Source organism: Amycolatopsis xylanica, assembly GCF_900107045.1.
Classification (GTDB): domain Bacteria; phylum Actinomycetota; class Actinomycetes; order Mycobacteriales; family Pseudonocardiaceae; genus Amycolatopsis; species Amycolatopsis xylanica.
Genome location: NZ_FNON01000001.1, coordinates 422509 through 448178, shown reverse-complemented (window position 1 = coordinate 448178; position 25670 = coordinate 422509). Strand labels below are relative to the sequence as shown.

The following is a 25670-nucleotide window of genomic DNA, read 5'->3' as shown; positions in this document are numbered from 1 at the left end:
GGGGAGTCGCTCCATGTTGCGGTGGATTGTCGGTTCCAGTCTCAAAGGCCGGTTCCTGGTGCTCGCGCTGGCCGGGGTGCTGCTGTTCTTCGGCTCGGTCGAGCTGAAGCGGTCGCCGGTCGACGTGTTCCCCGAGTTCGCGCCGCCGCGCGTGGAGGTGCAGACGCTGTGTGTCGGCCTCAACACCACCGAGGTGGAGAGCCTGGTCACCGTGCCGCTGGAGCAGGCGTTCAACGGGATCGCGGGGCTGGAGACGATCCGCTCCAAGTCGGTGTCCGGGGTCTCGTCGATCGAAATGATCTTCACCCAGGGCACCGACGTGCTCCAGGCGCAGCAGCTGGTCTCCGAACGGCTCGGCACCGTGCAGCACCAGCTGCCGACGTGGGCCGCTCCCCCGGCGATCCGGCCGCCGCTGTCCGCGACGAGCCGCGCGATGCATATCGGGGTCAGCTCGTCGACCGTCGATCCGCTGGAGATGTCGAACATCGCCTACTGGACGATCCGGTCCCGGCTGCTGCGGGTTCCGGGGGTCGCGAACGTGGCGATCTGGGGTGAGCGGCTGGACCTGCAGCAGATCCAGGTCGACCCGAAACGCTTGCGGGACAACGGGGTCACCCTCACGCAGGTGATGGAGGCGACGTCGAACTCGGTGGACTCCGGGCTGCTGCAATTCACCGACGGCGCGGTCGTCGGGACCGGCGGGTTCGTCGACACCCCGAACCAGCGGCTCGGGCTGCAGAACCTGCCGCCGATCGTGAGCACGAAGGATCTGGCCGAGGTGCCGATCGAACGCGCGACCGGCGGGCCGATCCGGATGGGCGACATCGCCGACGTGGTCCGCGACCATCCGCCGCTCATCGGCGACGCGGTGATCAACGACGGCACCGGGCTGATGCTGGTCGTCGAGAAGTTCCCGTGGGGCAACGCGCTCGACATCGACAAGGGCGTGGAGCAGGCCATCGACGAGCTGCGGCCGGGGCTGCCGGGGCTCGACATCGACACGACCATCTTCCGGCCTGCCACGTTCATCGAGTCGGCGCTGGGCAACCTGACCAGGTCGATGATCATCGGCGCGCTGCTGATGATGCTCATGCTGCTGCTGTTCCTCTGGAACTGGCGCACGGCGCTGATCAGCGTGATCGCGATCCCGCTCTCGGTGGTCACCGTCGGGCTGATCCTCGACGCCCAGGGCTACACGATCAACACCATGATCCTGGCCGGGCTGGTGATCGCGCTCGGCGACGTCGTGGACGACGCGATCGTCGACGTCGAGAACGTTTTCCGGCGCTTGAAACAGAAGCCGCCCGGCCAGTCGACCGCGCGGGTGATACTCGAAGCGTCGATCGAGGTGCGCAAGGCGATCGTCTACGCGACCGCCATCGAGGTGGCCGCGGTGGCCCCGATCATCCTGCTGCCGGGGTTGTCCGGGTCGTTCTTCCGGCCGCTCGCGCTGGCCTACGCGCTCGCGATCCTCGCGTCGATGACCGTCGCGCTGACCGTGACACCCGCACTGTGCCTGATCCTGTTGCGCAAGGCCAAGCTGGACCGTCGTGAATCCCCGATCGTCCGCTGGCTGCAGCCGCGCTACGCCGCGGTGCTCGGGCGCGTGCTTGTGAAGCCTCGCCGCGCTTTCGCCGCCGTCGGCGTGCTGGTGATCGCCTGTGTGGCCGTGCTGCCGTTCCTCGGGCAGTCGCTGTTCCCGGAATTCAAGGAACGCGGCTTCCTCATCCACTGGGTGACCAAACCCGGCACCTCGCTGACCGAAGAACGCCGGATCGTGGAATCGCTGAGCAAGGAACTGCGCGCGATCCCCGGGGTGCGCAATTTCGGCTCCCATATCGGGCAGGCGTTCCTGGCCGAGGAGATCGTCGGCGTCGACTTCGGCGAGAACTGGATCAGCATCGACCCCGGCGTCGACTATGACAGCACGCTCGAGGCGATCAAAGAAGTCGTCAACCATTACCCCGGCCTGTTCCGCAACGTCGAGACCTATCTCGCGGAGCGGATCGAGGAGGTGCTCACCGGGTCGAGCTATCCGGTCACCGTGCGGATCTTCGGCGACGACCTGCAAACCTTGCACGCCAAGGCGGAAGAGGTGCAGAACGCGATCTCGTCCGTGCCCGGCGCCGCCGACGTGAAGCTGGAGCTGCAGCAGGACGAGCCACAGCTGCAGGTCGTGGTCAACCTCGACAACGCGCAGAAGTACGGGCTCAAACCGGGTGACGTGCGCCGGGCGGCCGGCGTGCTGATGGCGGGCGAAGAGGTCGGCGACATCTACCGCGGTGGCAAGACCTACGACGTGCAGGTGTGGTCGAAGCCGTCGACCCGCCAAAGCGTCACCGATGTGCAGAACCTCCTGCTGGACACGCCTTCCGGTACGCAGGTCGCGTTGAAGGACGTGGCGGACATCAGCGTCGTGCCGGTGCCCAACGGCATCAAGCACGAGAACACCGCGCGGCGGCTGGACGTGGTGGCCAACGTGGCAGGCCGCGATCTCGGCGCGGTCGTCGGCGACATCGAGCAGAAGCTGCGCGGCGTCGAGTACCCGCGCGGGTATCACGCGGAACTGCTCGGCGACTACCAGGAACGGCAGTCCGCGCAGAACCAGATCCTGCTCGTCGCGATCGGCGCGGGGATCGTGATCCTCTTGCTGCTGCACGCCGCGTTCCGCAGCTGGCGGATGGCGGGACTGGCTTTCGTCGCGCTGCCGGTGGCGGTGGTCGGCGGGATCCTCGCCGCGCTGTTCCTCGGCGGGATCGTCTCACTCGGCGCGCTGGTCGGGCTGTTCACGGTGTTCGGCATCGCCGCGCGCAACGGGATCATGCTGATCAGCCACTACCACCACCTCGAGGAATCGGAAGGCGAGACGTTCGGGCCCGCGCTCATCGTGCGCGGCGCGAAGGAACGGCTCCGGCCGATCGTGATGACCGCGCTCGCCACCGGGCTCGCCGTGCTGCCGCTGGTGATCGCGGGTGACATCCCCGGGCACGAGATCGAGCATCCGATGGCCGTGGTGATCGTCGGCGGCCTGGTGACCGCGACCGTGGTCAACCTGTTCGTGCTGCCACCGCTGTACCTGAAGTTCGGCAAGTCGAGGAGTTCCGATGCGTCTGTTTAGCCTGCTCGCGGTCTTCACGCTCGCCGCGTGCGCGACGGCGGAAGCACCCACGGCGCCGCCGTCCCCGGTGGCCAAGCCACCGGCGAGCACGAGTTCCACCCCGCCACCGCCGCCCCCCGTGGCCGTGCCGACCTGCGACCCGGTCAAGATCCCGCCGTTGAAGCAGGACGATTTCAAGGATCCCGCGAAGATCGACGGCAAGTGGATGCCGCTGACCCCCGGCAGCCGGATGGTGCTGGAAGGCCGCGCGAACCGGGGCGGCGGCGTGCTGCCGCACCGGATCACGTTCACCGTCACCGGCCTGACCAAGGTGATCAACGGCGTCCGCAACGTGGTCACCTGGGACGTCGACACCAACAAGAAGACCGTCGCCGAGGCCGAGCTCGCCTTCTTCGCGCAAGACAACGACGGCAACGTATGGAACTTCGGCGAGTACCCCGAGGAGTACGACAAGGGCAAGTTCACCGGCGCGCCCAGCACCTGGCTCGCCGGACTGTCCCACGCGGACGCCGGCGTCCAGGTGCCCGCGAAGATCCAGATCGGCGGTCCCGAGGTGTTGCAGGGCTCGTCACCCGACGTCGAGTTCCTCGACTGCGCCAAGGATGTCCAAGCGGATCAGCGGGTGTGCGTGCCGCTGGGGTGCTACGACGGGGTCCGCGTGGTCGACGAGCGGAGCCCGCTGGTGCCGGACAGCGGCGTGCAGCGGAAGTACTACATGCCCGGCGTCGGCAACGTGCAGGTCGGAGCGATCGGCGACCCTGAAGGCGAGACGCTCGTGCTCGTCGAGCGGACCACGCTGAGTCCTCAAGAGCTTGAGAAAGCCAACAAGGAAGCCGAAAAGCTCGACAAGCACGGGCGCGACACCCACCCGATCTACCGCCAGTCGGAACCGCTCAGCCGATGAACAGCGGCAGCTTCGCGGCCAAGTCACCCAGCTCGGCCAGCTCCGCGTCGCTCGCCGCCCGCCGTCCGGTGCCGACCAGCAGCACGTCCTTGTCGGAGAACGACGCCGGGAACTCCGCGCCCGCGAGCCGCTCGATGATCGAGCGGGTCTTGGCCATGGACTCGGCGGGCGGTTCGGTCCGATCGTCGAGGTGCGCGATGAGGTCGAGGTGGTGGAGGGTCCACTCGAGCACGTACGCGGAGAGGTAGTCGCCCGCGGTGAGCACGAAGCCCTGCGTCCCGACGCGCATCCCCGGGTCGGCGAGTTCGGCCGCCCGGCCAGCCGCGGAGCCGACGTCGTCGAGGTGGAACTTGAGCAGCCTCGGTTCCTGGTAGGCGGCGGCCAGCCGGACGACCAGCTCGTCGAGCGGATCGTCGCCGATCGGCGGGTTGTCGCTGACCGCCCAGTAGGTCACGGCGTTGCGGGTCGGTTCGGTTTCGGCGGGGGTCGCCAGCGTGATCAGGACGTCCTGAGCGTCGATCACCAAGTGGCAGACGAGGTCCTGGACAAGCCAGCCCACACAGCCCGACGGCTGGGTGAAGTCCTCATCGGAGAGATCGGCGACGGCCTTGAGCAACGCGTTCCACGAGCGCGAGAAGAGATCCACAGCGGGACGCTAGCAGCACGCGGCCCTTGGAGCGACCAAGTTTCCGGGACTCGTGAGTGTTTAGACCGGTTAGAACCGGCCGGAACACTCACGACCGCGGCAAGCGCACCCGGACCTCCGAGGCACCGGCGACCCAGGCCTCTCCCCCATGCGCGACCGCGACCTCCCGCACGATCGCCAGCCCCAGCCCAGCACCCCCGCTGTCCCGGTCACGCGCGGGCTGCAGCCGATAGAACCGATCGAACACCCTTTCCCGTTCCTCCACCGGAATTCCCGCACCATCGTCGGACACGGCCAGCAAGGCCCACCCCTCCGCGAGCGACAACCCGACGACGACACGGGCGGCCGCGTGCCGCTCCGCGTTGTCCAGCAGGTTGCGCACCACACGGCGCAGCTCGCCGGGATTTCCCTTCAGCCGCAAGGCTTCGAACGGCGACAGCTCCACCGAGACCCGGCCACGAGCACGGAGCGCCTCGACCTCCGCGAGCACCAGCTCGTCCAGGTCGACGTCCACCGGCCGACCGTCCACTGCGGACAGTGCGAGCAGGTCGCCGGTCACCTCGCCCAGCCTGGCCGCCTCGCGATGGGTGTCCCGCGCGAGCGAGACCCAGTCGGTGCGGTCCGGGTGCGCGAGGCCGACCTCCAGCCGCGTGAGCATGCTCGCGACCGGGCTGCGCAGCTCGTGCGCGGCGTCCGCGACGAAGCGGTCCTGCCGCGCCTTGGCCTCCCGCTCGCGTGCCATCGAGCGGCCGACGAGCATCCAGGTCAGCCAGGCGAGCAGCGCGAACAGGACCGGGGCCGCGATGGACAGCGCCGTGGTCGTCGCGTCGACGGCCTCGGCTGCCGGGTCGAGCGAACTCGCCGCGTACACCGTGAACTCGCCTGCCGCGACGCCAGCGACGGTGTAGTCGTGGTCCTCGCTGATGCCCGGATCCATCAGCACCACCGGGCGGGCGACCGGGCCGGTGAGCAGTGGCGGCCTGCCCGCGAGTTCCGGGCTTGACGCGAGCACCCGGCCGCCGAGCACGACCTGCACCAGTGCCGGGCCGCGCGGTATCCCGGGCAGGCCGGGCGACGCGGCCACGTCGTGGGCCCGTTGTGTCGCCTGGTCTTCCGCGGTGGCGGTCAGGCTCTGGCGCACGAGCGTCACCACGACCGCGCCGCCCGCGAGCAGGCCCAGCCCGGCCACGAGCACCACCAGCACGGTCAGCCGGACCCGGACCGTGCCCACGCGTTCGCGGAAAGCCTTACCCGCCATCGGGATCGAGCCGGTAGCCGATACCGCGCACGGTGCCGATCGCGCGGCGCCCGAACGGCTGATCGACCTTGCGCCGCAGGTACCCGATGTACACCTCGAGCACGTTGGTCTCCTCGGCGAGCGCGTGGTCCCAGACCTCGTCGAGCGCGAACCGCCTGGTCACCACCTGGCCCGGCCTCGTCATCAGCAACTCCAGCAGGCTGAACTCGCGCGGCGTCAGCTCGATCTCGGCCGTGCCGCGACGGCAGCGCATCGCGGGCCGGTCGAGCACGAGGTCGCCCGCGGTCAGCACCCCGCGCGGGCCCGCCCGCCGCAGCAGCGCCCGCGACCGCGCGACGAGCACGCGGTAGGAGAACGGCTTGGGCAGGAAGTCGTCGGCGCCGATGGTGAGCGCCTGGACCTGATCGGTCTCGCCGGTCCGGGCCGTGAGCACCAGCACCGGGGTGCCGACACCGGCCCGCCGCAGCCGGGCGCACAGGTCCAGCCCGCCGAGCCCCGGCAGCATCAGGTCGAGCACGATCAGGTCGTAGCGCCGGTTCAGGCCCAGATCGAGCGCGAGAAGGCCGTCGCCGGTCGTCTCGACGGCGAAACCGTCCTGTCTCAGGCCGTCCGCGAGCGCGTCGGCCAGTGTGCGCTCGTCTTCGACGACCAGGACCCGCGCGCTCACGGTCACCTCTCGATGTTAGGCGCTGATCAGCGGTTTTTCCGCAGCCGATACCGGAAAGCACCCGCACCGAGGCCGAGCGCCAGCGGCACGGCGAGCACCACCGGCAACGCGCCGCCCGCGTCCAGCGCCCGCCTGCCCGCGACGTCGACCCGCACGGCCGGGCTGACCGTGAGCGGACCCGGCGACGTCGGCAGCAGCACGGTGTAGACGTCGAACGTCCCGGCGCTGACGGCCTGGATCGGCCAAGTCAGCTTGACCGACTCGCCGGGCTCCAGCGGTTCGATCTCCTGCGTGCGATCCGACGACCAGTCCTCGGGGTCGACATAGACACTCGGCGTCAGGCTCACGATGTTCAGGTGCGCGAGCCGCAACGGCGTCGGCTCCTGGCCGGAGTTGGTGACCGTGCTGGTGAGCGTGATCCGCTCACCGACGGAGATCGCCGCGTTCGGCCGGTCGAAGGTGACGTCCGAAGTGCTCAGCAACAGCAGTAGCAACAGTGTTTTCATGCGAACAACCTCACGAGCCGCGGGCCGCGGACGAGCAGCCAGCCGCCGGCGAGCACGATCACGGCCACCGGCGAGATCAGGTAGTTGAGGTCACGGGCCGCGCCGGTGGTCAGGTAGTGCAGTCCGGACGCGACCGGGTTGGCGCGGAGCAGCACGTCGAAGAACCAGCCCTTGGGTGTGCCGCCGGGCAGCTGCGTCGGCGCGAACAGGGCCAGCAGCAGGAAGAGGCTGATCGCGAGACTCGCCTTGTTGCTGTTGGTCTTCGCGCTGATCAGCAAGGCGAGCAGCGACAGCGCCACGGCCACCAGCGTCCCGACGAGCAGGCCCCGCGTCAAAGCCGCTCGCACCACCGAAATCCCGTGCCCGAGCACCCAGATGTACGGAATCGTCACCAGATACGCACCGAACCAGACCGAAAGCGCGGCCACGAACTTCCCGGCCACGATCGCCCGGCGCGAAACGGGCGTGAGCAGCAGGCTTTCCAGTGTCCCGCGTTCGCGTTCGCCGCTGAGGGCGTCCGCGCTCACCACGAGCGTCATCAGCACGCCGACACCGACCGCGATCTGCAGGGTGAACGTGACGGCTTCGCGTTGCTCCAGGAAGTTGAGCGTCTGGTCGATCGCCGTGAAGTAGGTGATCGCGCTGACCAGCAGGCTGAACCCGAACAGCAGCGTCGGCGCCCGCCCGCTCAGCCACAGGTCCCGGAGTTCCTGCCCCGCGACGATCATCGGGTCATCGCCAGGAAGGCGTCGCTGAGGCGGTCCACCCCGGCGGATTCGGCGATCTCCCGGGGCGTCCCCGCCACCAGCACCTTGCCGCGGTTGAGGATCAGCACGCTGGTGCAGATCTCTTCGACCTCGTGCAACGTGTGCGTGCTGAGCACGACCGTCGTGCCGCGCCGCGCCGCGACCTCGCGCACCAGCGTGAGCACCTGCGCCTGGCCTGCCGGATCGAGGCCGAGCGTCGGCTCGTCGAGGAAGAGCACGACCGGCTCGTTCACCAGCGCCCGCGCGATGCCCAGGCGTTGGCGCATGCCCCGGCTGTAGCCCGAGATCCGGGTGCGCCCCCGGTCGGCCATGCCCACCTCGGCGAGCAGCCGGTCGGCCACCGCGCCCGCGGCCGAGCGCTCGATCCCGAACAGCCGCGCGTGATAGCGGAGGTACTCCCGGCCGGTCTGGATCGCCGGATAGCCCGCGCTCTCCGGCAGCACGCCCACCCGCCGCCTGATCTCGGCGGGCGCGCTCTCGCCCGCCACCGTGAATTCGCCGCTCGTCGCGGTGAGGATGGTGGTGAGCAGCCGGATGGTGGTCGTCTTGCCCGCTCCGTTGGGGCCGAGCAGGCCGACGATCTCACCCTCGTGCGCCGTGAAACTCAAGTCTTCGACAGCGGTCCTGGCGCCGTAGCGCTTGGTCAGGCCGGTCGCTCTCAGCGTGACGACTCCCATGTCAGGCAGTGCACACCTGACGGATGTGAGAACGATAAGACGGAGTGACGCCGGCCACTCCAAGGGATGGGTTTCGTTCTCGCCCGATCGGGGTAGCAAGCGAACGTGCCTGAGGAGGAAACACCGGTCGGCAGGCACGCGCCCGAGGGTGACGTGGATCAGGTCGACCCGGATGAGATCGCCGCGAACATGCGGTCAGCGGTCGCGCGGCTGCGCGGCCAGGTGACCGACGTCTACAACATGGTGGTCAACGACCGCCCGAGACCGGATACCCCGCGAAGCGGGCAGCCACACCTGAACTCGTGAGCCCGAAGTCGGCGAGCGAGTACCGGTGCGCCGGCTTGGCCTGACCCGAGGTGCTCTGCTCGTGCAGACGCCGCATCGCCCCCTCGGCCCGCTCACTGAGCGGCAAGCCGAAATGACGGTAGACCCCCGCCGCCGTGCCCAGCGGGTCCGCGACGAACTCCCGGTAGTCGACATCGAAGAACTGTGACTGATCGTGGCGGGCCCGTTCGGCGGTGAATCGATCCAGCCCACGTGCCCAGGTGTCCACCTGATCCCGGCCGACGACCGAGCCGCGGAACCGCTCGGACCAGCCGGCCGACGCCTGCTCGGTCAGGCTGCAGACCGAGGCGATGATCGTGCTCGGTTCGCGATGGGTCTGCACGATCAGCGCGTCGGGATACACCTCGAGCAGCGCGTCGAGCGCGAACAGATGACTCGGGTTCTTCAGCACCCAGCTTTTCCCCGCGTCGGGCAGGCCGATGAGCTGCAGGTTCCGGCGGTGCCGCCGGTAGGCGCCGGTCCAGTCCTGGCCGTCGAGCCACTGGGCGTAGGTCGGCAGGTGCGCGAGGCATTCGTAGGACACGGACTTCATCGACTGCCGCAGCAGCTGCCAGCACTCCTCGACCTGGTCAGCGGACATGTGGTGCACGCCCATGAACTCGGGATGGTCGATGTGGTGCTGCTCGTACCCGGCTTGGATGTGCTGGAAGACCGGGTCGGCCGCCCACTTGTCGCGCGGCGGGCGGGGCTGCGGGACCTCGGCGAGCCAGACCTCGAGGCCTTGGTGCTCCGGATCGGCGGCGAGCAGGCGATGCAGCGCGGTGGTGCCGGTGCGGGGCAGGCCGGTGACGAAGATCGGGCGTTCGATCGGCACGTCCGCGTGCTCGGGATGCCGCTGCCAGGCCGCTTCGCTGAGCAGCCGCGCCACCAGCGCGCCGCGCAGGAACGACCGGTGGACCCGGTTGCCCAGCGGCGTCAGCTGCTCGTCGCGGGCATAGGACTCCAGCAGGACTTCGAGTCCTTCCAGATACTCGTCGTCGCCGAAGTCCTCGAGACCGGTGATCTTGGTCGCCGAAGCGTGCAGATCGGCGACGGTGCCGACGTTGTCCCGTTGCACAAGCACTCCTCAGTGGTGGTATTCGCCGCCGTTGACGTCGAGACATTGACCGGTGATCGCCCGCGCGAGCGGCGACGCGAGGAACAGGACCGCGTCGGCGACCTCGTCGGGCTCGGGCAGCCTGCGCAGGTCGATGGTCGCGGCGGTCTCGGCGTAGATCTCCTCGGCCGTGACGCCTTTTTCCTTGGCCAGGTAGGCGAAGTACCACCTCAGGTTGTCCGCCCAGATGTACCCGGGCGCGACCGAGTTGACGCGCACCCCGCGCGGCCCGAGCTCGGTCGCGAGGCTCTGGGAGATCGCGAGCAGTGACGCCTTCGCCATCTTGTACGCGCCGAAGGTCCGCCGGGAATGGCGCACCACCATCGAGTTGATCATCACGACCGCGCCGCCGCTGTCCTCGAGCGCGGGCGCGAACAGCCTGGTCAGCCGGAGCGCGGCCAGCGTCGTGGTGTCCAGCGCGGTTTTGAGGGCTTCGAGGTCGATCTCGAGCAGATCGACCATCGGCGGCATCGCGAACGCATTGTTGACCAGCGCGTCCACCCTGCCGAACCCGGTGAGCGCGGCCTCGCGGAGCGCGGCGGCCGACGTGTCGTCGGTGATATCGGTCGGCACCACGAGCGCTTTGCGGCCGAGCGCGTCGACCTCCTTCGCGACCTCGTGGAGACGGGCTTCGTTGCGGGCGGCGAGCACGACGTTCGCGCCCGCGTGCGCGCCGCGCAGCGCGATCGAACGGCCCAGCCCCGGACCGACCCCGGACACGACGACGACCTTGTCTTCGAGCATCAGCCCAGCATCCTTCGCGCGACGGCGGCCTGGCGCGCGGCGATCCGCGCGGCCCAGTCCTCGGGGGTGATCGGGGTGTGGAACGGCAGTTTCGCGGGCAGATCGGCGAAATCGACGATCTCGACCTCGGGGCCGTCGTCGGGTTTGAGGTCCCGCGTCAGCCGTTGCCAGCGGATCTGGACGTAGCCGTGGGCGTGCCCGGTGCGTTCGAGCCAGTTCGCGACGCCGGGATCGCGTTCGCTGATGACGAAGCGGATCTTGCCGTCCGGGTCGGTGTGCGCCTGGTCGGCGGTGAGGCTGGTCTGGCGGTTGATGTAGTCCAGCGACACGTACCATGGGCTGCCGAGCTGGATCCCTTGGTACGGCGCGGTTTCCTTGCCCGCGTTCGGCACGGTGACGATCATGACCTGATCGTCGGTGAGGTCGTAGTGCCCGGCGGAGGAGAACTGCGTGGTGAGCCCGCCCGGCGTCGGCCTCGGCTCGGTCATCGTGTTGACGGGCAGGTCGAGGTAGAACCATTTCGGGAAGGCGAGGAACGTCTTCAGCCTGCTGAGCAGGATCTTCCCGGCGACGCCATAGCGTTTCGCCATGGCATCCCGGCTCAGCGGTTTCGGCGCGCCGCCCCGGGTGTCGACGCACTGGATGGTGATCTCGCCCTTGCGTTCCGACCAGTCGCTGAAGACCTCGCGGACGACGAGCATCGAGGCGCCCGGCCCGAGCGTGAAGTAGTTCGGCCCGGCTTTTCCCGGCCCGAACCGGATCTCGAACGTGCCGTCCTCACGGATCTCGATGGCCCGGTCGTCGAAAGCGGCCAGGCTGTCCGGCACCACGACCGGCGAGTAGTCACCGTTGAGGATCTGGAAACTCAGGTCGGCCGTGGTGCCGCGGACGCCGGTGACCAGGTATTCGCGGTCCTCGCGGATGTTGGCGTTGAAGTACAGCGTGTCCGGGTTGTCGAGGCCCATTTTCGTGTAGGGCCCGGTCGACTGCGTGAAGAACGGGAAGTCGCGCTCGTAGGCCCAGGCCATCTGCAGCGAGGCGCGGATGCCGCCCGCGAGGTAGTCGTACCCCTCGAGCAGATCCTGTTCGGTGCGGATGTGCGGCGCCTCGGTGATGATCTTCTCGGCTTCGGCGATCGCGTCGGCGAACGGCTGCGTGAGCACAAGCGACTCCTCGCGGTACAAATATGGACCGGGCTGGTACAGTTTGCGTTCGCTGAGAGTAGAACCTGTTCTAGGTGGTGGTCAATGCGCACTTCCCCGCCCACGACCCGTGTGCTCCAGGTGCTCGATCACCTGGTCGCGGCGGGCGGCAGGCGCTTCGGCCTGTCCCAGCTCGCGCGCGAGCTGGACCTGAGCAAACCGACCTGCCTGGGCATCCTCACGGCGATGACGGACGGCGGCTACCTCCTGCGCGACCCCGTCACCAAGACCTACGGCCTCGGCCCGGCCCTGATCACGGCCGGTCGCGTTGCCCAGGAAGGCTTCACCGCGGCAGGCCTGGCGCGGCCGCTACTCGAGGAGCTGGCCGAGCGCTACTCGTGCGTTTGCTCGGCATCGGCCGTCGTCGGCGACCAGATCGTGGTGCTGGAACGGACCGGCCCCGGCGTGGCAGGCCAGCGTTACCCGTTCGCTCCCCCGGTCGGCCTGATGTACGTGTTGTGGGGCCCCGACGCCGAGTTCGAGCGCTGGCTCGCGAAGCCGCCGACCCTGCCGGTCAAGCTGAACCGGGGCCGCCTGCGCCAGGTCGTCGCCGAATGCCGCGAGCGCGGGTACCTGGTGGAAAGCCTGACACTGGCCGGCGTGCGGCTGCACTCGCTGCTGGCCGGGGTCGCGGCGTACGAGCTGCCGGCCGAGGTACGGGACCTGGTCGGCCAGATGGTCTCCAACCTGGGCGAACGCTTCTACCTCGCCGAGGATTTGGCTCCCCGCAAGAAGCAGCCGGTCAACTTCATCGCAGCGCCGACGTTCAACGCCACGGGCGCCCAGGAGCTGGTGCTCACGCTGTCGGTCGGCACGACCATCACGGGCGCCGAGATCGCCCGCCGTGGCCAAGCCCTGACCGACGTCGCCGCCAAAGTCACCGCCTCCGTCGGCGGCTGACACTTCGGGGTCGTGAGTGTTGCGGGCGGTTATTGAGGGGAAGGGCAAATGTGGCGTGCCCGATGCGGCTGGGTGAGGGCCTTCCTCACCCGGTTGCAGGTGGTCAGGGCCTCCCTCACCCGATATTTCGGGTGAGGGAGGCCCTGACTCGGTGGGTTCGGGTGAGGGAGGCCCTGACCCAAGCCCACCGACTGCGAGGCGGGTCCCTCGGGGGTCGTGAGTGTTTAGGCCGGTTAGAACCGGCCGTACCACTCACGACCCCCGAGCCCAAGCCGACAGTCACGCCACCTTTGCGTTCCCCCTCAATAACCGGCCAAAACACTCACGACCCCAGCTTGGCGACCAGCTTCTGGGGCGCGATGAGGCGGTAGGCCTCGGTGATGAGTTCCTCGAACTCGGCCCAGTCGGCCGGAACGTCCAGGTAGACGCCCACCCAGCCGGTCCCGCCGAACGGCGGCTCGAAGAAGCGCTCCGGCTCCGCCGCGACCAGCGCCTCGAGTTCGCCGGGGCGCGCCGGGCACCAGAAGCCGACCCTGCCCTCCGGCTTGCGCTCCGAGTACGTGACCAGCGTTTTCCCGCGTACGGCCCACGCGGGTTCGCCATGGTTGAGCCGCTCGGTCACCTCGGGCAGCGCCAGGCACAACTCACGCAGCCGTCGCAGCGGTTCCATGCCCCATTCTGTTCCGGCACGCGCTAACCCGCAGCCCAGCGGTTGGCCGTCAGCTTGAAGCTCGGCATGTCGTCCAGCGACACCGTCGACTCGTAGGTCCGCAGGTATCCGGTGCGCGAGATCCGCCAGCCGGACTCCGAGCGGACGTAGGTGTCCTCGTAGAACGCGGAGCCGCGGATCATCACGCGGTGCTCCGGGACGATGATCGTGTCGTCCAGGCACCAGGTGCCCGTGGCCGTCGAGCCGTCGATCTCCAGCTCGGGGTGATGGCAGTGGTGGACGGTGATGATGTCCGACTCCAGCCAGGTGCGCATGAACTTGACTATCTCCGCGCGGCTGCCGAACCGCAGGTGCTCGCCGTAGTCGGCGGTGGCGTCGGGGGCGAGGGTGGCTTCGAACTCGTCCCACAGCTTCAGGTCGAGGCAGCGGAGGTAGCGGTACTTGAGCCGCTTGAGCTCTTCGAGGGCGACCAGGTCCATGGGTACAGCGTCCTCGCGGGGTTGACCGACCGCAAGAACTTGTTCTAGTTTTTTCGCTCGTGACCACAGCGTACGAGCTCTCCCATCTGGATACGCTCGAAGCGGAGGCGGTGCACGTCTTCCGTGAGGTCGCCGCGACCTTCGAGCGGCCGGTGCTGTTGTTCTCCGGCGGCAAGGACTCGGTCGTCATGCTGCACGTGGCGGCCAAGGCGTTCTGGCCCGCGGCGGTCCCGTTCCCCTTGCTGCACGTCGACACCGGGCACAACTTCGACGAAGTGATCGAGTTCCGGGACGCGCGCACCCAAGATTCCCGGCTCTTGGTGGCGCGAGTCCAGGACGACATCGACGCCGGGCGCGTCACCGACGACGGCGGGAGCCGGAACCGGTTGCAGACGGCGACCTTGCTGCGCGCGATCGGCGAGCATCGGTTCGACGCCGTCTTCGGCGGCGCGAGGCGAGACGAAGAGAAGGCGCGTGCCAAGGAGCGAGTGTTCAGTTTCCGCGACGAGCACGGCCAGTGGGATCCGCGACGGCAGCGCCCCGAACTCTGGTCGCTCTACAATGGACAGCACCGCAAAGGCGAGCACATCCGGGTGTTCCCGCTGTCCAACTGGACCGAACTCGACATCTGGCAGTACATCGAGGCCGAGGACATCCGGCTGCCCGGCATCTATTACGCGCACAAACGCCAGGTCTTCCAGCGCGACGGCATGCTGCTCGCGCACACCCGGTTCGTGACGCCCGGCCCCGGCGAGGAGCCCTACGAGGCGACCGTGCGCTTCCGGACCGTCGGCGACGCGACGTGCACGGGGTGCGTGGAATCCACCGCGGCGACCGCGGCCGAGGTCGTCGCCGAGACCGCGGCCAGCCGGGTCACCGAGCGCGGCGCGACCAGGGCCGACGACCGGATTTCCGAGGCGGGCATGGAAGACCGGAAGAAGGAAGGGTACTTCTGATGGCCCAGCTGCTGCGGCTCGCGACCGCCGGGAGCGTCGACGACGGCAAGTCCACCCTGATCGGCAGGCTGCTCTTCGACTCCAAGACCGTGTTCGAGGACCAGCTGGCCGCCGTCGAGCGCGCCAGTCGCGACCGCGGCGAGGACTACCCCAACCTCGCGCTGCTCACCGACGGCCTGCGCGCCGAACGCGAGCAGGGCATCACGATCGACGTCGCGCACCGGTATTTCGCCACGCCCAAACGGAAGTTCATCATCGCGGACACCCCGGGCCACGTGCAGTACACCCGCAACATGGTCACCGGCGCGTCCACGGCGGACCTCGCGCTGATCCTCATCGACGCGCGCAAGGGTGTCGTCGAGCAGTCGCGGCGGCACGCGTTCCTCGCGAGCCTGCTCGGCATCCGGCACCTCGTGCTCTGCGTCAACAAGATGGATCTCGTGGACTGGTCCCAGGAACGGTTCGTCGAGATCCACGAGGAGTTCCGCCGGTTCGCCATGAAGCTCGACGTCCACGACCTGACGTTCGTGCCGATGTCGGCGCTGCTCGGCGACAACGTGGTGCACCGCAGCGCCGCGATGCCGTGGTACGAGGGCACTTCCCTGCTCCACCAGCTCGAAGAGGTGCACATCGCCTCCGATCGCAACCTGATCGACGCGCGCCTCCCTGTACAGTACGTTATACGCAAGCCTGACTTCCGCGGTTACGCCGGGACGATCCAGGGCGGCGTCTTCAAGCCGGGCGACGAGGTGCGCGTCGCCGGGTTCACGACGACGATCCGCGCGATCTGGGGCCCTGGCGGGAAACCCATCGCCGAGGCGTTCCCGCCGCAGGCCGTCGCCGTCGAACTGGCCGACGAACTCGACGTCGGCCGCGGCGATCTGCTGTGCCGCCCGGGGAACCAGCCGCAGGCGAGCCAGGACATCGACGCGATGCTCTGCTGGTTCGGCGAGCGGTCGGCGCTGACCGAGGGCCACGAATACTCGCTGCAGCACACCACCAGCCGCACCAAGGCGACCGTCCGCAAGCTCGACTATCGGCTCAACGTGACCACCCTGCACCGCGACGAGACCGCGAACTCGTTGTCGCTCAACGAGATCGGCCGCGTCCGGCTGCGCACGCGCCGCCCGCTGCAGTTCGACCCGTACCGCCGCAACCGCGGCACCGGCGGCTTCATCCTCATCGACGAGACCACCCACGACACGGTCGCCGCCGGCATGATCACCGGCGTCGCCTCGAACGTCGTCTGGCACGAAACCGCCGTCACCCGCAACGACAGGCCGACCAGGGGCATGACCCTCTGGCTTACCGGCCTGTCCGCGTCCGGTAAATCGACCATCGCGGCGGAACTCGAACGCCGCCTCGTCACCGCAGGCAGGCCCGCGTACCTGCTCGACGGCGACAATCTGCGCCACGGCCTCAACAACGACCTCGGCTTCAGCGCGGCCGACCGCGCCGAGAACGTCCGCCGCGTCGGCGAGGTCGCGAAGCTCTTCGCCGACGCCGGGATCGTGGCGATCGCGTCGCTCATCAGCCCGTACCAAGCCGACCGCGACCAGATCCGCCGTGCGCACGAGGAAGCCGGACTGTCCTTTGTGGAGGTCTTCGTCGACACCCCGCTCGAGGTCTGCGAATCCCGCGACCCCAAGGGTCTCTACGCGAAGGCACGCAAAGGCGAGATCAGCGACTTCACCGGCATCAACGCGCCCTACGAAGCACCGGTCAGCCCGGACGTCGTCCTCGGCCCCGCCGTCGACGACCCGGCGGGCACCCTGCTCCGGCTAGTCCAGCACGGAGCGCACTGACTCCTCGGACCGCCCGATGACCGCCGCGTCGTCGGCCGTGATGATCGGCCGCTGGATCAGGATCGGGTTCTCGGCCAGCACCGCGAGCCAGCGCGCGCGGTCCTCACGCGGCCACGTCTTCAGCCCGAGCGTGCCCGCGACGGTCTCGCCGAACCGGGTGATGTCCCACGGCTCCAGCCCGAGCCGGTCCAGCACGGCCTCGAGCTCCGCGACCGTCGGCGGCTCCTGGAGGTAGTACCGGACCGTGTACTGGGCCTCCTCCGCGTCGAGCACCGACAACGCGGACCGGCACTTCGAGCACCTCGGGTTGATCCAGATCTCCATAAGCCGGGCAGTTTACTCGGCGAAACCCCGAGCGGCCCGGCCGGAGCGACCCGGCCCGAACGCCGTCGTGTCGTCCATCCGCGTACGCGTGTCGTCCAGCTGTGCACGCGCGTCGTCCGTCTATGTACGCGTGTCGTCCAACCGGGTACGGGCAACGGCCGCGATCGACTACCCCAGCCCCCGCGATGGGCGGGGCGGGCGCAGGTACGCGGATGGACGGCACCCGTACACAGACGGACGACACGCGTACGTCGATGGACGACACGCGTACCTGGACGGACGACACGCTAACCGGAGCGGGTTACTCGGCTGCCAGGAGCTGGGTGGCCGCGAGTTCGCGGTACAGCTCGTCGTCGTCCACAAGGGACCGATGGGTGCCGACCGCGCGGACGTTGCCGTGTTCGAGCACCACGATCTGGTCGGCCTCGATGACCGTCGACAGCCGGTGCGCGATCAGCACGACCGTGCAGTGCGCGGCGAGCCCGGTCACCACCTCACTCAGCGCCTGCTCGTTGCGGGCGTCGAGCTGGGCGGTCGCCTCGTCGAGCAGGAGCACCTGCGGGCGCCGCAGCAGCGCGCGGGCGATCGCGAGCCGTTGCCGTTCGCCGCCGGACAACGTCACGCCGCGCGGGCCGACCGGGGTGTCCAGTCCGTCGGCGAGGCGGGTGATCAGGCCGTCGAGCCGGGTGACGCGCAAGGCCTCCGCGATCTGGTCGGCGGACGCTTCCGGCGCGGAGTACAGGAGATTGGCCCGGATCGTGCCCGCCATCGCGGGTGCGTCCTGCTCGACGTAGGCGATCCGGCGGCGGACCTCGGCGCGTGAGAGCGTCGAGATGTCCACTCCCCCGATCAGGACTGTGCCCGCGGATGGCTCGTAGAACCGTTGCAGCAGCGAGAAGAGCGTGGTCTTGCCCGCGCCGGACAAGCCGACCAGCGCGGTCTGGGTGCCGCCGGGAATGCTGAACGAGATCCCGTTCAACGCCGGCGCCCTGCCGGGGTAGGCGAACTCGACGCCGCGCAGTTCGATCGCGGGTGGCGGTCCGGCGACCAGCGGGACGCCCGGCGCCTCGACGTCCTCCTCGATCGGCATCCCGGCGACCTCGCCGATGCGGCCGACCGCGCCGAGGCCCTGCTGCAGCATGCTCGTGCCGGTCACCAGCGAAGCGATCGGGCTGGCCAGGAAGAACACGTAGAGCAGGAAGGCGATCAGCTCGGACACGGCCATCGAGCCGTTGGCCACGAACACCCCGCCGACCCCGAGCACCACCAGGAACGCCGTTTGGATCGACGCGCCGCCGACCATGCTGACGATCGCGCTGTACCGGGCGCCGACCAGGCCCGCCTGGTACGCATCCTCGACCGCCTCCTGCGCGGCGGCCGTCTCGCGGGCCTCGGCGCCGTTGGCCTTGACGGTCCTGGTCGCGCCGAGCGTCCGGTCGAGCATCGCGCCGATGACGCCGACCGAGTCCTGCGCGCGGGCGACCGCGGCCTTGATGCGCGGCAGCACGATCGTCATGACCACGCCGACCAGCAGCAGCACCACGAAGGTGATCGCGAGCAGTCCGAGATGCAGCGTCGCCATCATGACGATGGCGCCGATGAACGTGAGCACGCCGTTGACCGACATGATCAGGCCCTCGGTCGCCGCGCTCTTCAGCAGCGTGCTGTCCGAGGTCACCCTGGCGATCAGATCGCCGGGCGGGCGCTGGTCCAGCTCGGGCACCCGCAGCCGGATCAGCCGGAAGACCAGGTCACGGCGCACCTGCCGGACGACACGCTCGGAGGTCCGCTGCTGCAGCCAGGCGTTGAGCCCGGTCAGCAGCGCGCCGGCGACGAGCAGGATCGCGAGGATCAGGATCGGCCCGGCCACGCTCGTGCCGAGCGCCAGCCTGCCGAGGATCTCCTGCGCGAACTTCGGCTGGATCAGCCCGGACGCGCTGGCCAGCAGTGTGATGCCCAGCGACGCCGCCAGCACCTTGCGATGCGGCTTCGCGTACGCGAGCAACGCGCCGAACGACCCGGGTGCGCTCATCAGTTCCCCACTTTGACTAGCAGGCCTTCGAGGTGGTCGGCGGCGCCGGTGGTGCCGCCCGCCGCGCGGAAGGAGAGGCCGACGGTTTCGGCCGCCCGGCGGTAGCCCTGGGCGGGGTCGAGCACGGCCGTGACCGCTTCGGCGATCTTGCCGGGGGTGGACCGGCCGAAGCGCAGCCGGACGCCGGCGCCCGCGTCGACGACCTGGCCCGCGACGATCGGCTGGTCGTCGCGGATCGGCGCGACCACCAGCGGCACGCCGTGCCACAGCGACTCGCACACCGTGTTGTGCCCGGCGTGGCAGACCACCGCGTCCACCCGCTCCAGCAGCGGCAGCTGCGGAACATGGCCGCGTACCAGCAGATTCTCGCCGACCGGGCCGAGCACGCCACCGGGATCGAGCACAACGGCGCGGACGTCCATTGAGGACAGAGCGTCGGCCGCGGCGGTCAGGAACCCGGCGCCCGCGTCCACATTGGCCGTTCCCAGCGTGACGAGCACGGTCGGCGACGGCGAATCCAGCCACTCCCACGGGAAGTCCGAAGTGGACGGACGGGTCGCGATCGACGGGCCGATCAGCCAGACGTTGTCCGGCAACGACACCGGTCCGAGCAACTCGCGGGTGGTGAACGCGAGCACGCCGTGCGGCGACATCCGGGGGTCGGCGTCACCACGCCCGGCGATGCGGCCACGCAGGTCGCCGATGAGCCCGTCCAGCCAGGCGGCCACCTTGGGCAGGCCGCTGAGCGGGTTGATCAGCTCGGCGGACGTCGTCGCGGAGGTGACCCAGGTCAGGCCGAGATCATCGGCGATCAGCCCGCCCGCGACGGCCTGCTGGTCGGAGATCACGACGTCCGGCTCGAACCGCTCGATCGCCGCGCGGACCCCGGGTCCCATGTGGTCGGCGAGCGGGATGAGGAAGTCCTCCCAGAGGAACTGGAAGGCAGCCGGTCCTTTGAGGTCGGCCGTGCGCCGCAGCCCGCCTTCGGGCGCGTAGCAGTCGAAGATCGTCGCGGCCGGACCGGCGAGGCGGGTGAGGATCTCCGCGGCGCCCGCCCACGCGACCTCGTGACCGCGCGCGGTCAGCTCGGCCGCGACGCCGATGGTCGGGTTGATGTGCCCGACCAGCGGCGGCACCACGAACAGGAAGCGGCTCACTCCGCCTCCACCAGTGCGTGCTCGGCGACCCAGTCGCCGATGAGCGTGGTGATCTCGTCGGTGCGCTCGACGAGCACCGAGTGGCCCTGGTCCGGCAGCATGGTGACCCGGCCGCGTTCCAGGTACTTCTCCATGTGCTCACGCTGGATGGCCATCGGCGAGTCCTCGCCGAACACCGCGAACACCGGGCACTTGATGTCGCCGAGGTAGTGGTCGATGGTCTTGCTGCGCACCACTTCCTCGGCCAGCGCGGTGACCTGCAGGATCCGCCCGGCGGCCTTGGTCAGCCGGGCCACGTGACTGCCGTGCTCGGCGCTGAGGTTCGCGAGGTAGGCCTCCGAGGCCAGGTTGACCTTGGCGTCGGCCAGCGTGTCGCCGAGCATCTCCGCCCACAGCGGCACCGGCGGCGTGCCCTCGATCGCGACGATGCTCGCCACCCGGTCGGGCCGCGAGGCCGCGTAGCCGTAGGCGACGGTCGCGCCGAAGCAGTTGCCGATCAGGTGCACCGGCCGGTCGACGCCCAGCACGCCGAGCATCAGGTCCAGGTCGTGCACGAAGTCCTCGAGCAGATAGCCGGTCGGCGGGCGGCTGGACTTCCCGTGCCCGCGCAGGTCGTACATGATCACGTCCATGCCCGCGTTCGCGAACGCGGGGCCGAGCGTGAAGTAGAAGCTGGCGAGACTGTCGTAGAGCAGGCCGTGGATGAGCACCACGATCGGCGCCTCCTCGCCGGCGGGCGGGGGCACGACCGGCGGCAGCCGCTGCACGTGGACGTCGATGTCACCGACGCGGATCTTGCTCATGACAACGACTTCACGACGAAGAGCACGAGCTCGCCGACCGTCATCGCCATGATCTCGCCGAGCTCCTTGTCCGCGATGAACTGGGCGAAGTTGATCGTCTCGCCGTAGCGGTCGCGCAGCGAGCCGGACAGCGCGACCAGGTCGATGCTCTCCAGCTCCAGGTCATCGTGGAATTTGGTGTCCATGGTGATCTCGGTGTCGTCGAGGCCGTACTCCTCGAGCAGGTCCCGCAGCATCCCTGAGATGTCCGCGAACACCGACGCTTCGTCCACCACCGTGGTCTCAGTGCTCATTTCTTCTCCTCTTCCTCAGTCCACGCCACGACGTATTCGCGCTCCGGCAGCCCGGCCGGGTTCGCGACCCTCCGGTGCCACACCGGGTACTCCTCGCCGTCCACCCGGACGGTCAGCACCTCGGGGTCGGCCTTGACGACCTCGAAATCCCTCGGCTCGCCCCTGAGCCCGGTGCCGCGCAGCTTCGCGACGGCCTCCTTGGCGGTCCAGAACCGGGTGAACCACAGGTCTTCCGAGTCGTCGTGATGCTTCGCGGCCTCGATCAGCCGCTCCCACTCCCCCGCGGTCAGCGCCGCGGAGAAGGTGGTGTCGCTGCGTTTCATGACCTCTTCGATGTCGATGCCGCAGCGTCCACTTCGGACGATGGCGACGCCTGCCTCGCCGCGGTGCGCGATCGACACGGTCAGCTCCGGCAGCACCTTGCCGTAGGCGCCTTCGACGAGCGGGCGGCCCGCGCGATCGTTGGCCACACGCAGTTCCGCCGGGAAGATGCCGCCCTCGCCGCGGTTCCACAGCCAGCGGCGCACGGCGTCCTTGGCGGCGATGCGGCCGAGCAGCCACTGCCGTTTCCCGCGCGGGGAATGGCTTTCGTACTGCTCACGCTCGGCGCCAGCCAGGATGTTGCGCATGATCAGCTCGCGGGTGGCGAGGTCGGGCCACTGCTCGTGGACCAGCGCCCAGCCGCCCGGCTGGATCTCGGACAGCGTGTTGTGCTCGGGCACGCGGTCCATCCGGCGGATCACCGGGTTGCTGTCGAACCGGCGGTCGACCCAGCCGCTGAACTCGGCCCACACCTGTCCCTTGTGGACAAGCTGCATGTCGGCCTCGAGCAACGCGTCACTGAGCGAGGTGATCCGCACGAGGCATTCCAGCTCCTCACCCGCCGCCGGATGGTCGCCGTAGAACCGGATCTCCTTCATGCCCACCGGGAACACCGTGGTGCGCGACGGCAGCTGCGACATGATCCAGTAGCCGAGCACCTGGCCGACGTTGTCCAGCAGCGCGCCCGGCGCGGCCGGGGTCGTGAGGATAGCGCGGGTGTGCGCGTCACCGACCGCGAGCAGTTCCTTGACGCCCTGGAAACGCGGACCGTGGAACATCCAGCGTTCGGTGTAGAGCGCCTCCGCGGTCAGCTCGGGCGCGCGTTCCTCGTAGGCGGGGAACGTCCACGGCGCGGGCCGGTTCGCCGGGAAACCCGGCGCGAGTTCGACGGTCGCCTGCGAGTAGCCGCCCAGCGAGGCAGTCACCCGGTGCGGGCCGTCCGGCACGATCTTGACCGGCACGTCGTGCGCCGGGATCGCGGTGATCCACTTGTTCAGCCGGACATCGTGCACGGCGACCGCGCGCGTGCCCGGCGCGGCCTGTTCGGCGAAGTCCATCAGATGCCCGATGACCGTGGTCGCGGGCACGACCGGCCACGAGTCGGCCGGGTCCGCGCCGGCCGGCTGCTTGAAGAAGCAGTGGTCGAGCAGGTACGGCATGGTCTCGATCGAGACGCGCAACGTGCTTTCGAGCGCACGCGGAACGGCGGGTCGCTGGATCGTCCGCGTGGCACCGGCCCTGAGCACATCGGACGCGAGCGCCGCGGTGTCCTTGAGCAGCGCGGAGAACTCGGCGGCGATCGGGGAACTCAACGAGTCCAAAGGAGACGGACCGGACGGTGCGAGCCCGGCGGAGACCTCTTTGCGGGTGCGTTCGTCGAGCGAGACGAGCGCGCCGCCGAGGTCGAGCCGGACCGGCTTGCGCGGCGAAGGCTTCTTGCCCACCAACGGTTCGGCGTCGGGTTCGGCGCCGTCCGCCCACAACGCCGTGACCACGCGGTGCAGCTGCGCGAGCCCAGGCCGGTGCGCGGAATGCGCCGGCACGACGAGGTGATCCTTGCCCTGCAACGTGTCGCCGATCAGCGAGCCCAGCTGTCCAGCGCCGAGCTGGATGAACGCGCGGAAGCCCTGCGCGTGCATCGCCTCGATCATCGGGCGGAACCGGACCGGCTCCAGCAGATGCCGGACGAACAGGTCGCGGATCGCCTCGGGTTCGCTGGGATAGGTCGACTCCGTCGTCGCCGACCACACCGGCAGCCGCGCGGGATGCAGTGAGTAGGTCTCGGCAGCCTCGCGGATCGGGCCGAGGTACGGCGCGAGCATCGGCGTGTGGAACCCGGACTGGAACGGCAGGATCTGCGAGATCACCGCCCGGTCGCGGAACCGCCGCACCAGCGATTCGACGGCTTGGGCCGGGCCGCAGATCATGGACTGGTTCGGGGCGTTGTCGTGGGACAGCACGACTTCCGACTGTCCTTTGAGGACTTCGAGGACCTGGGGCGCCGGTGCGCCGATGACCGCGAACGCCAGGCCGGGCACCCGCAGCGAGTCAGGGTCGAACGTGGCCAGGAAAGCGTCGACCTCGTCCTCGGCATGGATCCCGGCGGCGGCCATCGCCGTCCACTCGCCCAGGCTGTGCCCGGCGAGCGCGTCCGGGAGCACGGAAAGCCTGCGCAGCGCGGAGTTCAGCAGCCTGCCGAGTTCGAAGACCCCGGTGCCCTGACGGCCGACGTCACCGACCTTGATGTCCTCAGCGGACAGTGACCAGCGAAGGCCGAAATGACGCGCGATGTCCTCGGAATTCAGTTCGAACTCGGCCTCGAGACCGGGGAAGACGAAGGCGAGCTTGCCACCGCCGGGACCGAGCAACGGCTCCGGCACGAACCACAGATCATTGCGGCCACGCCACGCCTTGCCCTTGGCGACGGCCTTGCGGGCCAGCGCGAGCCGCTTCGCCGTCGGGTCGACGAGGCCGAGGCGAGTCGGGCCACCGGCCTGGATCCGCTCGTCGAGCCCGGCCGCGAGCACCTCGCTGTCGTCGGCGTCGAGAACCTCGGCCAGCTCGGCCGGGCTCGCGGCCGCCAGCCGCAGCACCCGCTCTGGCTCGCGCACCTCGACGGCGGGCCTCGTGGCCGCCTGTTCCAGCACGACGTGCGCGTTGATCCCGCCGAACCCGAACGCGTTGACCCCGGCCCGGCGGACCGGCCGCTCGTCGGTCGTCTGCCACGGCTGGGCAGTGTCCACAGTGGTGAAGCGCGTGCGGGCGAGCGCCGGGTTCGGGTCGTCGCAGTGCAGGGTCGGCGGCAAAACACCGTGGTACACGGCCAAAGCCGCCTTGACCAGACCGGCGACACCGGCGGCCGGCATGGTGTGGCCGATCATCGACTTGACCGAGCCGATCACCGCGCGTTCGCCGTCCGGCTCCCCGAACACCTCGGCGAGCGTGGCCAGCTCGGCGTTGTCACCGGCGGGCGTCGCGGTGCCGTGTGCTTCGAGGAGGCCGACCGAGCCGGGTTCGGCCGGGTCGAGCCCGGCCGCCGCCCAGGCCTGGCGCACCGCGCGGACCTGACCACCCGAGTCGGGGTTGAGCAGGCTCACGGTCTTGCCGTCGCTGGCCACCCCGGTGCCGGTGATGACCGCGTACACCCGGTCGCCGTCGCGCTCGGCGTCTTCGAGCCGCTTGAGCACGACCACGCCGGTGCCCTCGCCGATCAGCACCCCGTCGGCGCCGCGGTGGAACGGCCGGATCCGCTGGCTCGGCGACAGCGCGCCGAGCTGGTTGAACACGCTCCAGAACGTAATGTCGTGGCAGTGGTGCACCCCGCCGGCGAGCACCACGTCGCAGCGCCCGGTCTGCAGCTCGCGCACGGCGTGGTCGACCGCGACCAACGAGGACGCGCACGCCGCGTCCACTGTGTACGCCGGGCCGCGCAGGTCGAGCCGGTTCGCCAGCCGGGACGCGGCGAGGTTCGGCACCAGGCCGATCGCCGACTCCGGCGCCTCGGGGCCGAGCTGGTCGGTGAACGCCTGCCGCACCTGCTCCAGCCGCTCCCCCGAAAGCTCGGGCAGCAGCTCACCCAGGGTCCTGACCAGCTGGCTCGCGGTCCGCACCCGCTGGTCCAGCCGGACGAGACCGGGCGTCAGGTACCCGCCGCGGCCCAGGATGATCCCGGTCCGCTGGCGGTCGGACGGCAGCCGCTCGTCGCCGCCCGCGTCCGCGATCGCCTGCGCCGCGACCCGCAACGCGATCAGCTGATCGGGTTCGGTGGCCGCGACCGAGTTCGGCATGATGCCGAACCCGGTGACGTCCACTTCGGCCAGTTCGTCGACGAAACCGCCGCGCTTGCAATAGATCCGGTCGGCACGGGGTTCCGCGCCCGGCGCGTAGTAGTCGCCGTCCCAGCGCCCGGCCGGCACGTCGGTGATCGCGTCGACGCCCTGCACGAGGTTGCGCCAGTACGTGTCGAGATCCGGTGCTCCGGGGAAGAGCACCGACATCC

At 69.6% G+C, this 25670-nt stretch carries 23 protein-coding genes; 6 read left to right on the top strand and 17 right to left on the bottom strand.

Translation table 11 applies throughout. From position 1 onward, the window contains the following. The first annotated feature begins 13 nt into the window (after window positions 1-13). Both BLV57_RS01850 and BLV57_RS01845 read left to right on the top strand, forming a co-directional pair. Window positions 14-3118 (top strand): efflux RND transporter permease subunit, encoded by a 3105-nt coding sequence (locus BLV57_RS01850; protein ID WP_091285743.1) that lies wholly within the window; start codon window positions 14-16, stop codon window positions 3116-3118. After that, window positions 3105-4022 carry a hypothetical protein gene (locus BLV57_RS01845; RefSeq protein WP_143046950.1) on the top strand — a complete coding sequence of 306 codons (918 nt, stop codon included), beginning with the start codon at window positions 3105-3107 and terminating at the stop codon, window positions 4020-4022. Before BLV57_RS01850 ends, BLV57_RS01845 begins: the two co-directional genes overlap by 14 nt. On the opposite strand, the gene BLV57_RS01840 is transcribed toward BLV57_RS01845, so the two are convergent. From BLV57_RS01840 to BLV57_RS01815, 6 genes are all read right to left on the bottom strand, one after another. Continuing rightward, entirely contained in the window at window positions 4012-4668 is a 657-nt protein-coding gene (locus tag BLV57_RS01840) for a maleylpyruvate isomerase N-terminal domain-containing protein (protein WP_091285738.1), read from the bottom strand. The two genes, BLV57_RS01845 and BLV57_RS01840, sit on opposite strands and share 11 nt — an antisense overlap. Before the next feature lie 88 nt (window positions 4669-4756). Further along, on the bottom strand, window positions 4757-5926 hold the full coding sequence (locus BLV57_RS01835; RefSeq protein WP_091285736.1) for a sensor histidine kinase: 1170 nt from the start codon (window positions 5924-5926) through the stop codon (window positions 4757-4759). Beyond that, window positions 5916-6599 (bottom strand): response regulator transcription factor, encoded by a 684-nt coding sequence (locus BLV57_RS01830; RefSeq protein ID WP_091285733.1) that lies wholly within the window; start codon window positions 6597-6599, stop codon window positions 5916-5918. The genes BLV57_RS01835 and BLV57_RS01830 overlap by 11 nt, the downstream gene beginning before the upstream one ends. A gap of 20 nt (window positions 6600-6619) precedes the next feature. Continuing rightward, window positions 6620-7099, bottom strand: coding sequence for a COG1361 family protein (locus tag BLV57_RS01825; RefSeq protein WP_091285732.1), 480 nt, complete (start codon window positions 7097-7099; stop codon window positions 6620-6622). Then, on the bottom strand, window positions 7096-7827 hold the full coding sequence (locus tag BLV57_RS01820; RefSeq protein WP_091285729.1) for an ABC transporter permease: 732 nt from the start codon (window positions 7825-7827) through the stop codon (window positions 7096-7098). Before BLV57_RS01820 ends, BLV57_RS01825 begins: the two co-directional genes overlap by 4 nt. Further along, complete coding sequence (locus tag BLV57_RS01815; protein ID WP_091285726.1) at window positions 7824-8543, bottom strand: ABC transporter ATP-binding protein; 720 nt, start codon at window positions 8541-8543, stop codon at window positions 7824-7826. The genes BLV57_RS01820 and BLV57_RS01815 overlap by 4 nt, the downstream gene beginning before the upstream one ends. 105 nt (window positions 8544-8648) lie before the next feature. Here BLV57_RS01815 and BLV57_RS42740 point away from each other — a divergent pair, with 105 nt between their 5' ends. Next, window positions 8649-8849 (top strand): hypothetical protein, encoded by a 201-nt coding sequence (locus BLV57_RS42740; protein WP_143046949.1) that lies wholly within the window; start codon window positions 8649-8651, stop codon window positions 8847-8849. Here the strand turns inward: BLV57_RS42740 and BLV57_RS01810 are convergent. From BLV57_RS01810 to BLV57_RS01800, 3 genes are read right to left on the bottom strand one after another with little or no spacing between them, the layout of a single operon-like run. Then, window positions 8791-9951 carry a sulfotransferase family protein gene (locus BLV57_RS01810; RefSeq protein ID WP_091285725.1) on the bottom strand — a complete coding sequence of 387 codons (1161 nt, stop codon included), beginning with the start codon at window positions 9949-9951 and terminating at the stop codon, window positions 8791-8793. The genes BLV57_RS42740 and BLV57_RS01810 overlap by 59 nt on opposite strands. Before the next feature lie 3 nt (window positions 9952-9954). Then, on the bottom strand, window positions 9955-10728 hold the full coding sequence (locus tag BLV57_RS01805) for an SDR family oxidoreductase (protein ID WP_091285722.1): 774 nt from the start codon (window positions 10726-10728) through the stop codon (window positions 9955-9957). Beyond that, window positions 10728-11891, bottom strand: a complete 1164-nt coding sequence (locus BLV57_RS01800; RefSeq protein WP_091285719.1) for a hypothetical protein — start codon at window positions 11889-11891, stop codon at window positions 10728-10730. The genes BLV57_RS01805 and BLV57_RS01800 overlap by 1 nt, the downstream gene beginning before the upstream one ends. Window positions 11892-11975: 84 nt before the next feature. On the opposite strand from BLV57_RS01800, the gene BLV57_RS01795 reads away from it, so the two are divergent. After that, a complete protein-coding gene (locus tag BLV57_RS01795) occupies window positions 11976-12830 on the top strand; it encodes an IclR family transcriptional regulator (RefSeq protein WP_091285718.1) in 855 nt (284 codons plus the stop codon). A gap of 322 nt (window positions 12831-13152) precedes the next feature. On the opposite strand, the gene BLV57_RS01790 is transcribed toward BLV57_RS01795, so the two are convergent. Together BLV57_RS01790 and BLV57_RS01785 are read right to left on the bottom strand one after the other, a co-directional pair. Next, entirely contained in the window at window positions 13153-13500 is a 348-nt protein-coding gene (locus BLV57_RS01790; protein WP_091285716.1) for an MmcQ/YjbR family DNA-binding protein, read from the bottom strand. 23 nt (window positions 13501-13523) lie between these two features. Then, entirely contained in the window at window positions 13524-13979 is a 456-nt protein-coding gene (locus BLV57_RS01785) for a nuclear transport factor 2 family protein (RefSeq protein WP_091285713.1), read from the bottom strand. Window positions 13980-14038: 59 nt separating this feature from the next. Between BLV57_RS01785 and cysD the strand changes: the two genes are divergently transcribed. Both cysD and cysC read left to right on the top strand, forming a co-directional pair. After that, complete coding sequence (gene cysD / locus BLV57_RS01780) at window positions 14039-14935, top strand: sulfate adenylyltransferase subunit CysD (RefSeq protein WP_091285712.1); 897 nt, start codon at window positions 14039-14041, stop codon at window positions 14933-14935. Continuing rightward, window positions 14935-16740 (top strand): adenylyl-sulfate kinase, encoded by a 1806-nt coding sequence (gene cysC, locus BLV57_RS01775; RefSeq protein ID WP_091285710.1) that lies wholly within the window; start codon window positions 14935-14937, stop codon window positions 16738-16740. The genes cysD and cysC overlap by 1 nt, the downstream gene beginning before the upstream one ends. Here cysC and BLV57_RS01770 read toward each other — a convergent pair. The 6 genes from BLV57_RS01770 to BLV57_RS01745 all read right to left on the bottom strand — a co-directional run bounded on the left by BLV57_RS01770 (window position 16717) and on the right by BLV57_RS01745 (window position 25668). Continuing rightward, on the bottom strand, window positions 16717-17064 hold the full coding sequence (locus tag BLV57_RS01770; RefSeq protein WP_091285709.1) for an ArsC/Spx/MgsR family protein: 348 nt from the start codon (window positions 17062-17064) through the stop codon (window positions 16717-16719). The two genes, cysC and BLV57_RS01770, sit on opposite strands and share 24 nt — an antisense overlap. Before the next feature lie 301 nt (window positions 17065-17365). Next, entirely contained in the window at window positions 17366-19096 is a 1731-nt protein-coding gene (locus BLV57_RS01765) for an ABC transporter ATP-binding protein (RefSeq protein ID WP_091285706.1), read from the bottom strand. Then, window positions 19096-20253, bottom strand: a complete 1158-nt coding sequence (locus tag BLV57_RS01760) for a glycosyltransferase (RefSeq protein WP_091285705.1) — start codon at window positions 20251-20253, stop codon at window positions 19096-19098. Before BLV57_RS01760 ends, BLV57_RS01765 begins: the two co-directional genes overlap by 1 nt. Beyond that, a complete protein-coding gene (locus BLV57_RS01755; RefSeq protein ID WP_091285703.1) occupies window positions 20250-21056 on the bottom strand; it encodes an alpha/beta fold hydrolase in 807 nt (268 codons plus the stop codon). Before BLV57_RS01755 ends, BLV57_RS01760 begins: the two co-directional genes overlap by 4 nt. Then, entirely contained in the window at window positions 21053-21349 is a 297-nt protein-coding gene (locus BLV57_RS01750) for an acyl carrier protein (protein WP_091285701.1), read from the bottom strand. Before BLV57_RS01750 ends, BLV57_RS01755 begins: the two co-directional genes overlap by 4 nt. After that, a complete protein-coding gene (locus BLV57_RS01745; RefSeq protein WP_245757201.1) occupies window positions 21346-25668 on the bottom strand; it encodes a beta-ketoacyl synthase N-terminal-like domain-containing protein in 4323 nt (1440 codons plus the stop codon). Before BLV57_RS01745 ends, BLV57_RS01750 begins: the two co-directional genes overlap by 4 nt. Window positions 25669-25670: the final 2 nt, after the last annotated feature.

Excerpts from the sequence above, each read along its gene's own strand:
- BLV57_RS01815 (WP_091285726.1), bottom strand. The coding sequence starts at position 8,543 with ATGGGAGTCGTCACGCTGAGAGCGACCGGCCTGACCAAGCGCTACGGC.
- BLV57_RS01835 (WP_091285736.1), bottom strand. The coding sequence starts at position 5,926 with ATGGCGGGTAAGGCTTTCCGCGAACGCGTGGGCACGGTCCGGGTCCGG.
- BLV57_RS01750 (WP_091285701.1), bottom strand. The coding sequence starts at position 21,349 with ATGAGCACTGAGACCACGGTGGTGGACGAAGCGTCGGTGTTCGCGGAC.
- BLV57_RS01745 (WP_245757201.1), bottom strand. The coding sequence starts at position 25,668 with ATGTCGGTGCTCTTCCCCGGAGCACCGGATCTCGACACGTACTGGCGC.
- BLV57_RS01845 (WP_143046950.1), top strand. The coding sequence starts at position 3,105 with ATGCGTCTGTTTAGCCTGCTCGCGGTCTTCACGCTCGCCGCGTGCGCG.
- BLV57_RS01795 (WP_091285718.1), top strand. The coding sequence starts at position 11,976 with ATGCGCACTTCCCCGCCCACGACCCGTGTGCTCCAGGTGCTCGATCAC.
- BLV57_RS01790 (WP_091285716.1), bottom strand. The coding sequence starts at position 13,500 with ATGGAACCGCTGCGACGGCTGCGTGAGTTGTGCCTGGCGCTGCCCGAG.
- BLV57_RS01805 (WP_091285722.1), bottom strand. The coding sequence starts at position 10,728 with ATGCTCGAAGACAAGGTCGTCGTCGTGTCCGGGGTCGGTCCGGGGCTG.
- BLV57_RS01755 (WP_091285703.1), bottom strand. The coding sequence starts at position 21,056 with ATGAGCAAGATCCGCGTCGGTGACATCGACGTCCACGTGCAGCGGCTG.
- BLV57_RS01820 (WP_091285729.1), bottom strand. The coding sequence starts at position 7,827 with ATGATCGTCGCGGGGCAGGAACTCCGGGACCTGTGGCTGAGCGGGCGG.
- BLV57_RS01765 (WP_091285706.1), bottom strand. The coding sequence starts at position 19,096 with ATGAGCGCACCCGGGTCGTTCGGCGCGTTGCTCGCGTACGCGAAGCCG.
- cysC (WP_091285710.1), top strand. The coding sequence starts at position 14,935 with ATGGCCCAGCTGCTGCGGCTCGCGACCGCCGGGAGCGTCGACGACGGC.
- BLV57_RS01785 (WP_091285713.1), bottom strand. The coding sequence starts at position 13,979 with ATGGACCTGGTCGCCCTCGAAGAGCTCAAGCGGCTCAAGTACCGCTAC.
- BLV57_RS01770 (WP_091285709.1), bottom strand. The coding sequence starts at position 17,064 with ATGGAGATCTGGATCAACCCGAGGTGCTCGAAGTGCCGGTCCGCGTTG.
- BLV57_RS01850 (WP_091285743.1), top strand. The coding sequence starts at position 14 with ATGTTGCGGTGGATTGTCGGTTCCAGTCTCAAAGGCCGGTTCCTGGTG.
- BLV57_RS01825 (WP_091285732.1), bottom strand. The coding sequence starts at position 7,099 with ATGAAAACACTGTTGCTACTGCTGTTGCTGAGCACTTCGGACGTCACC.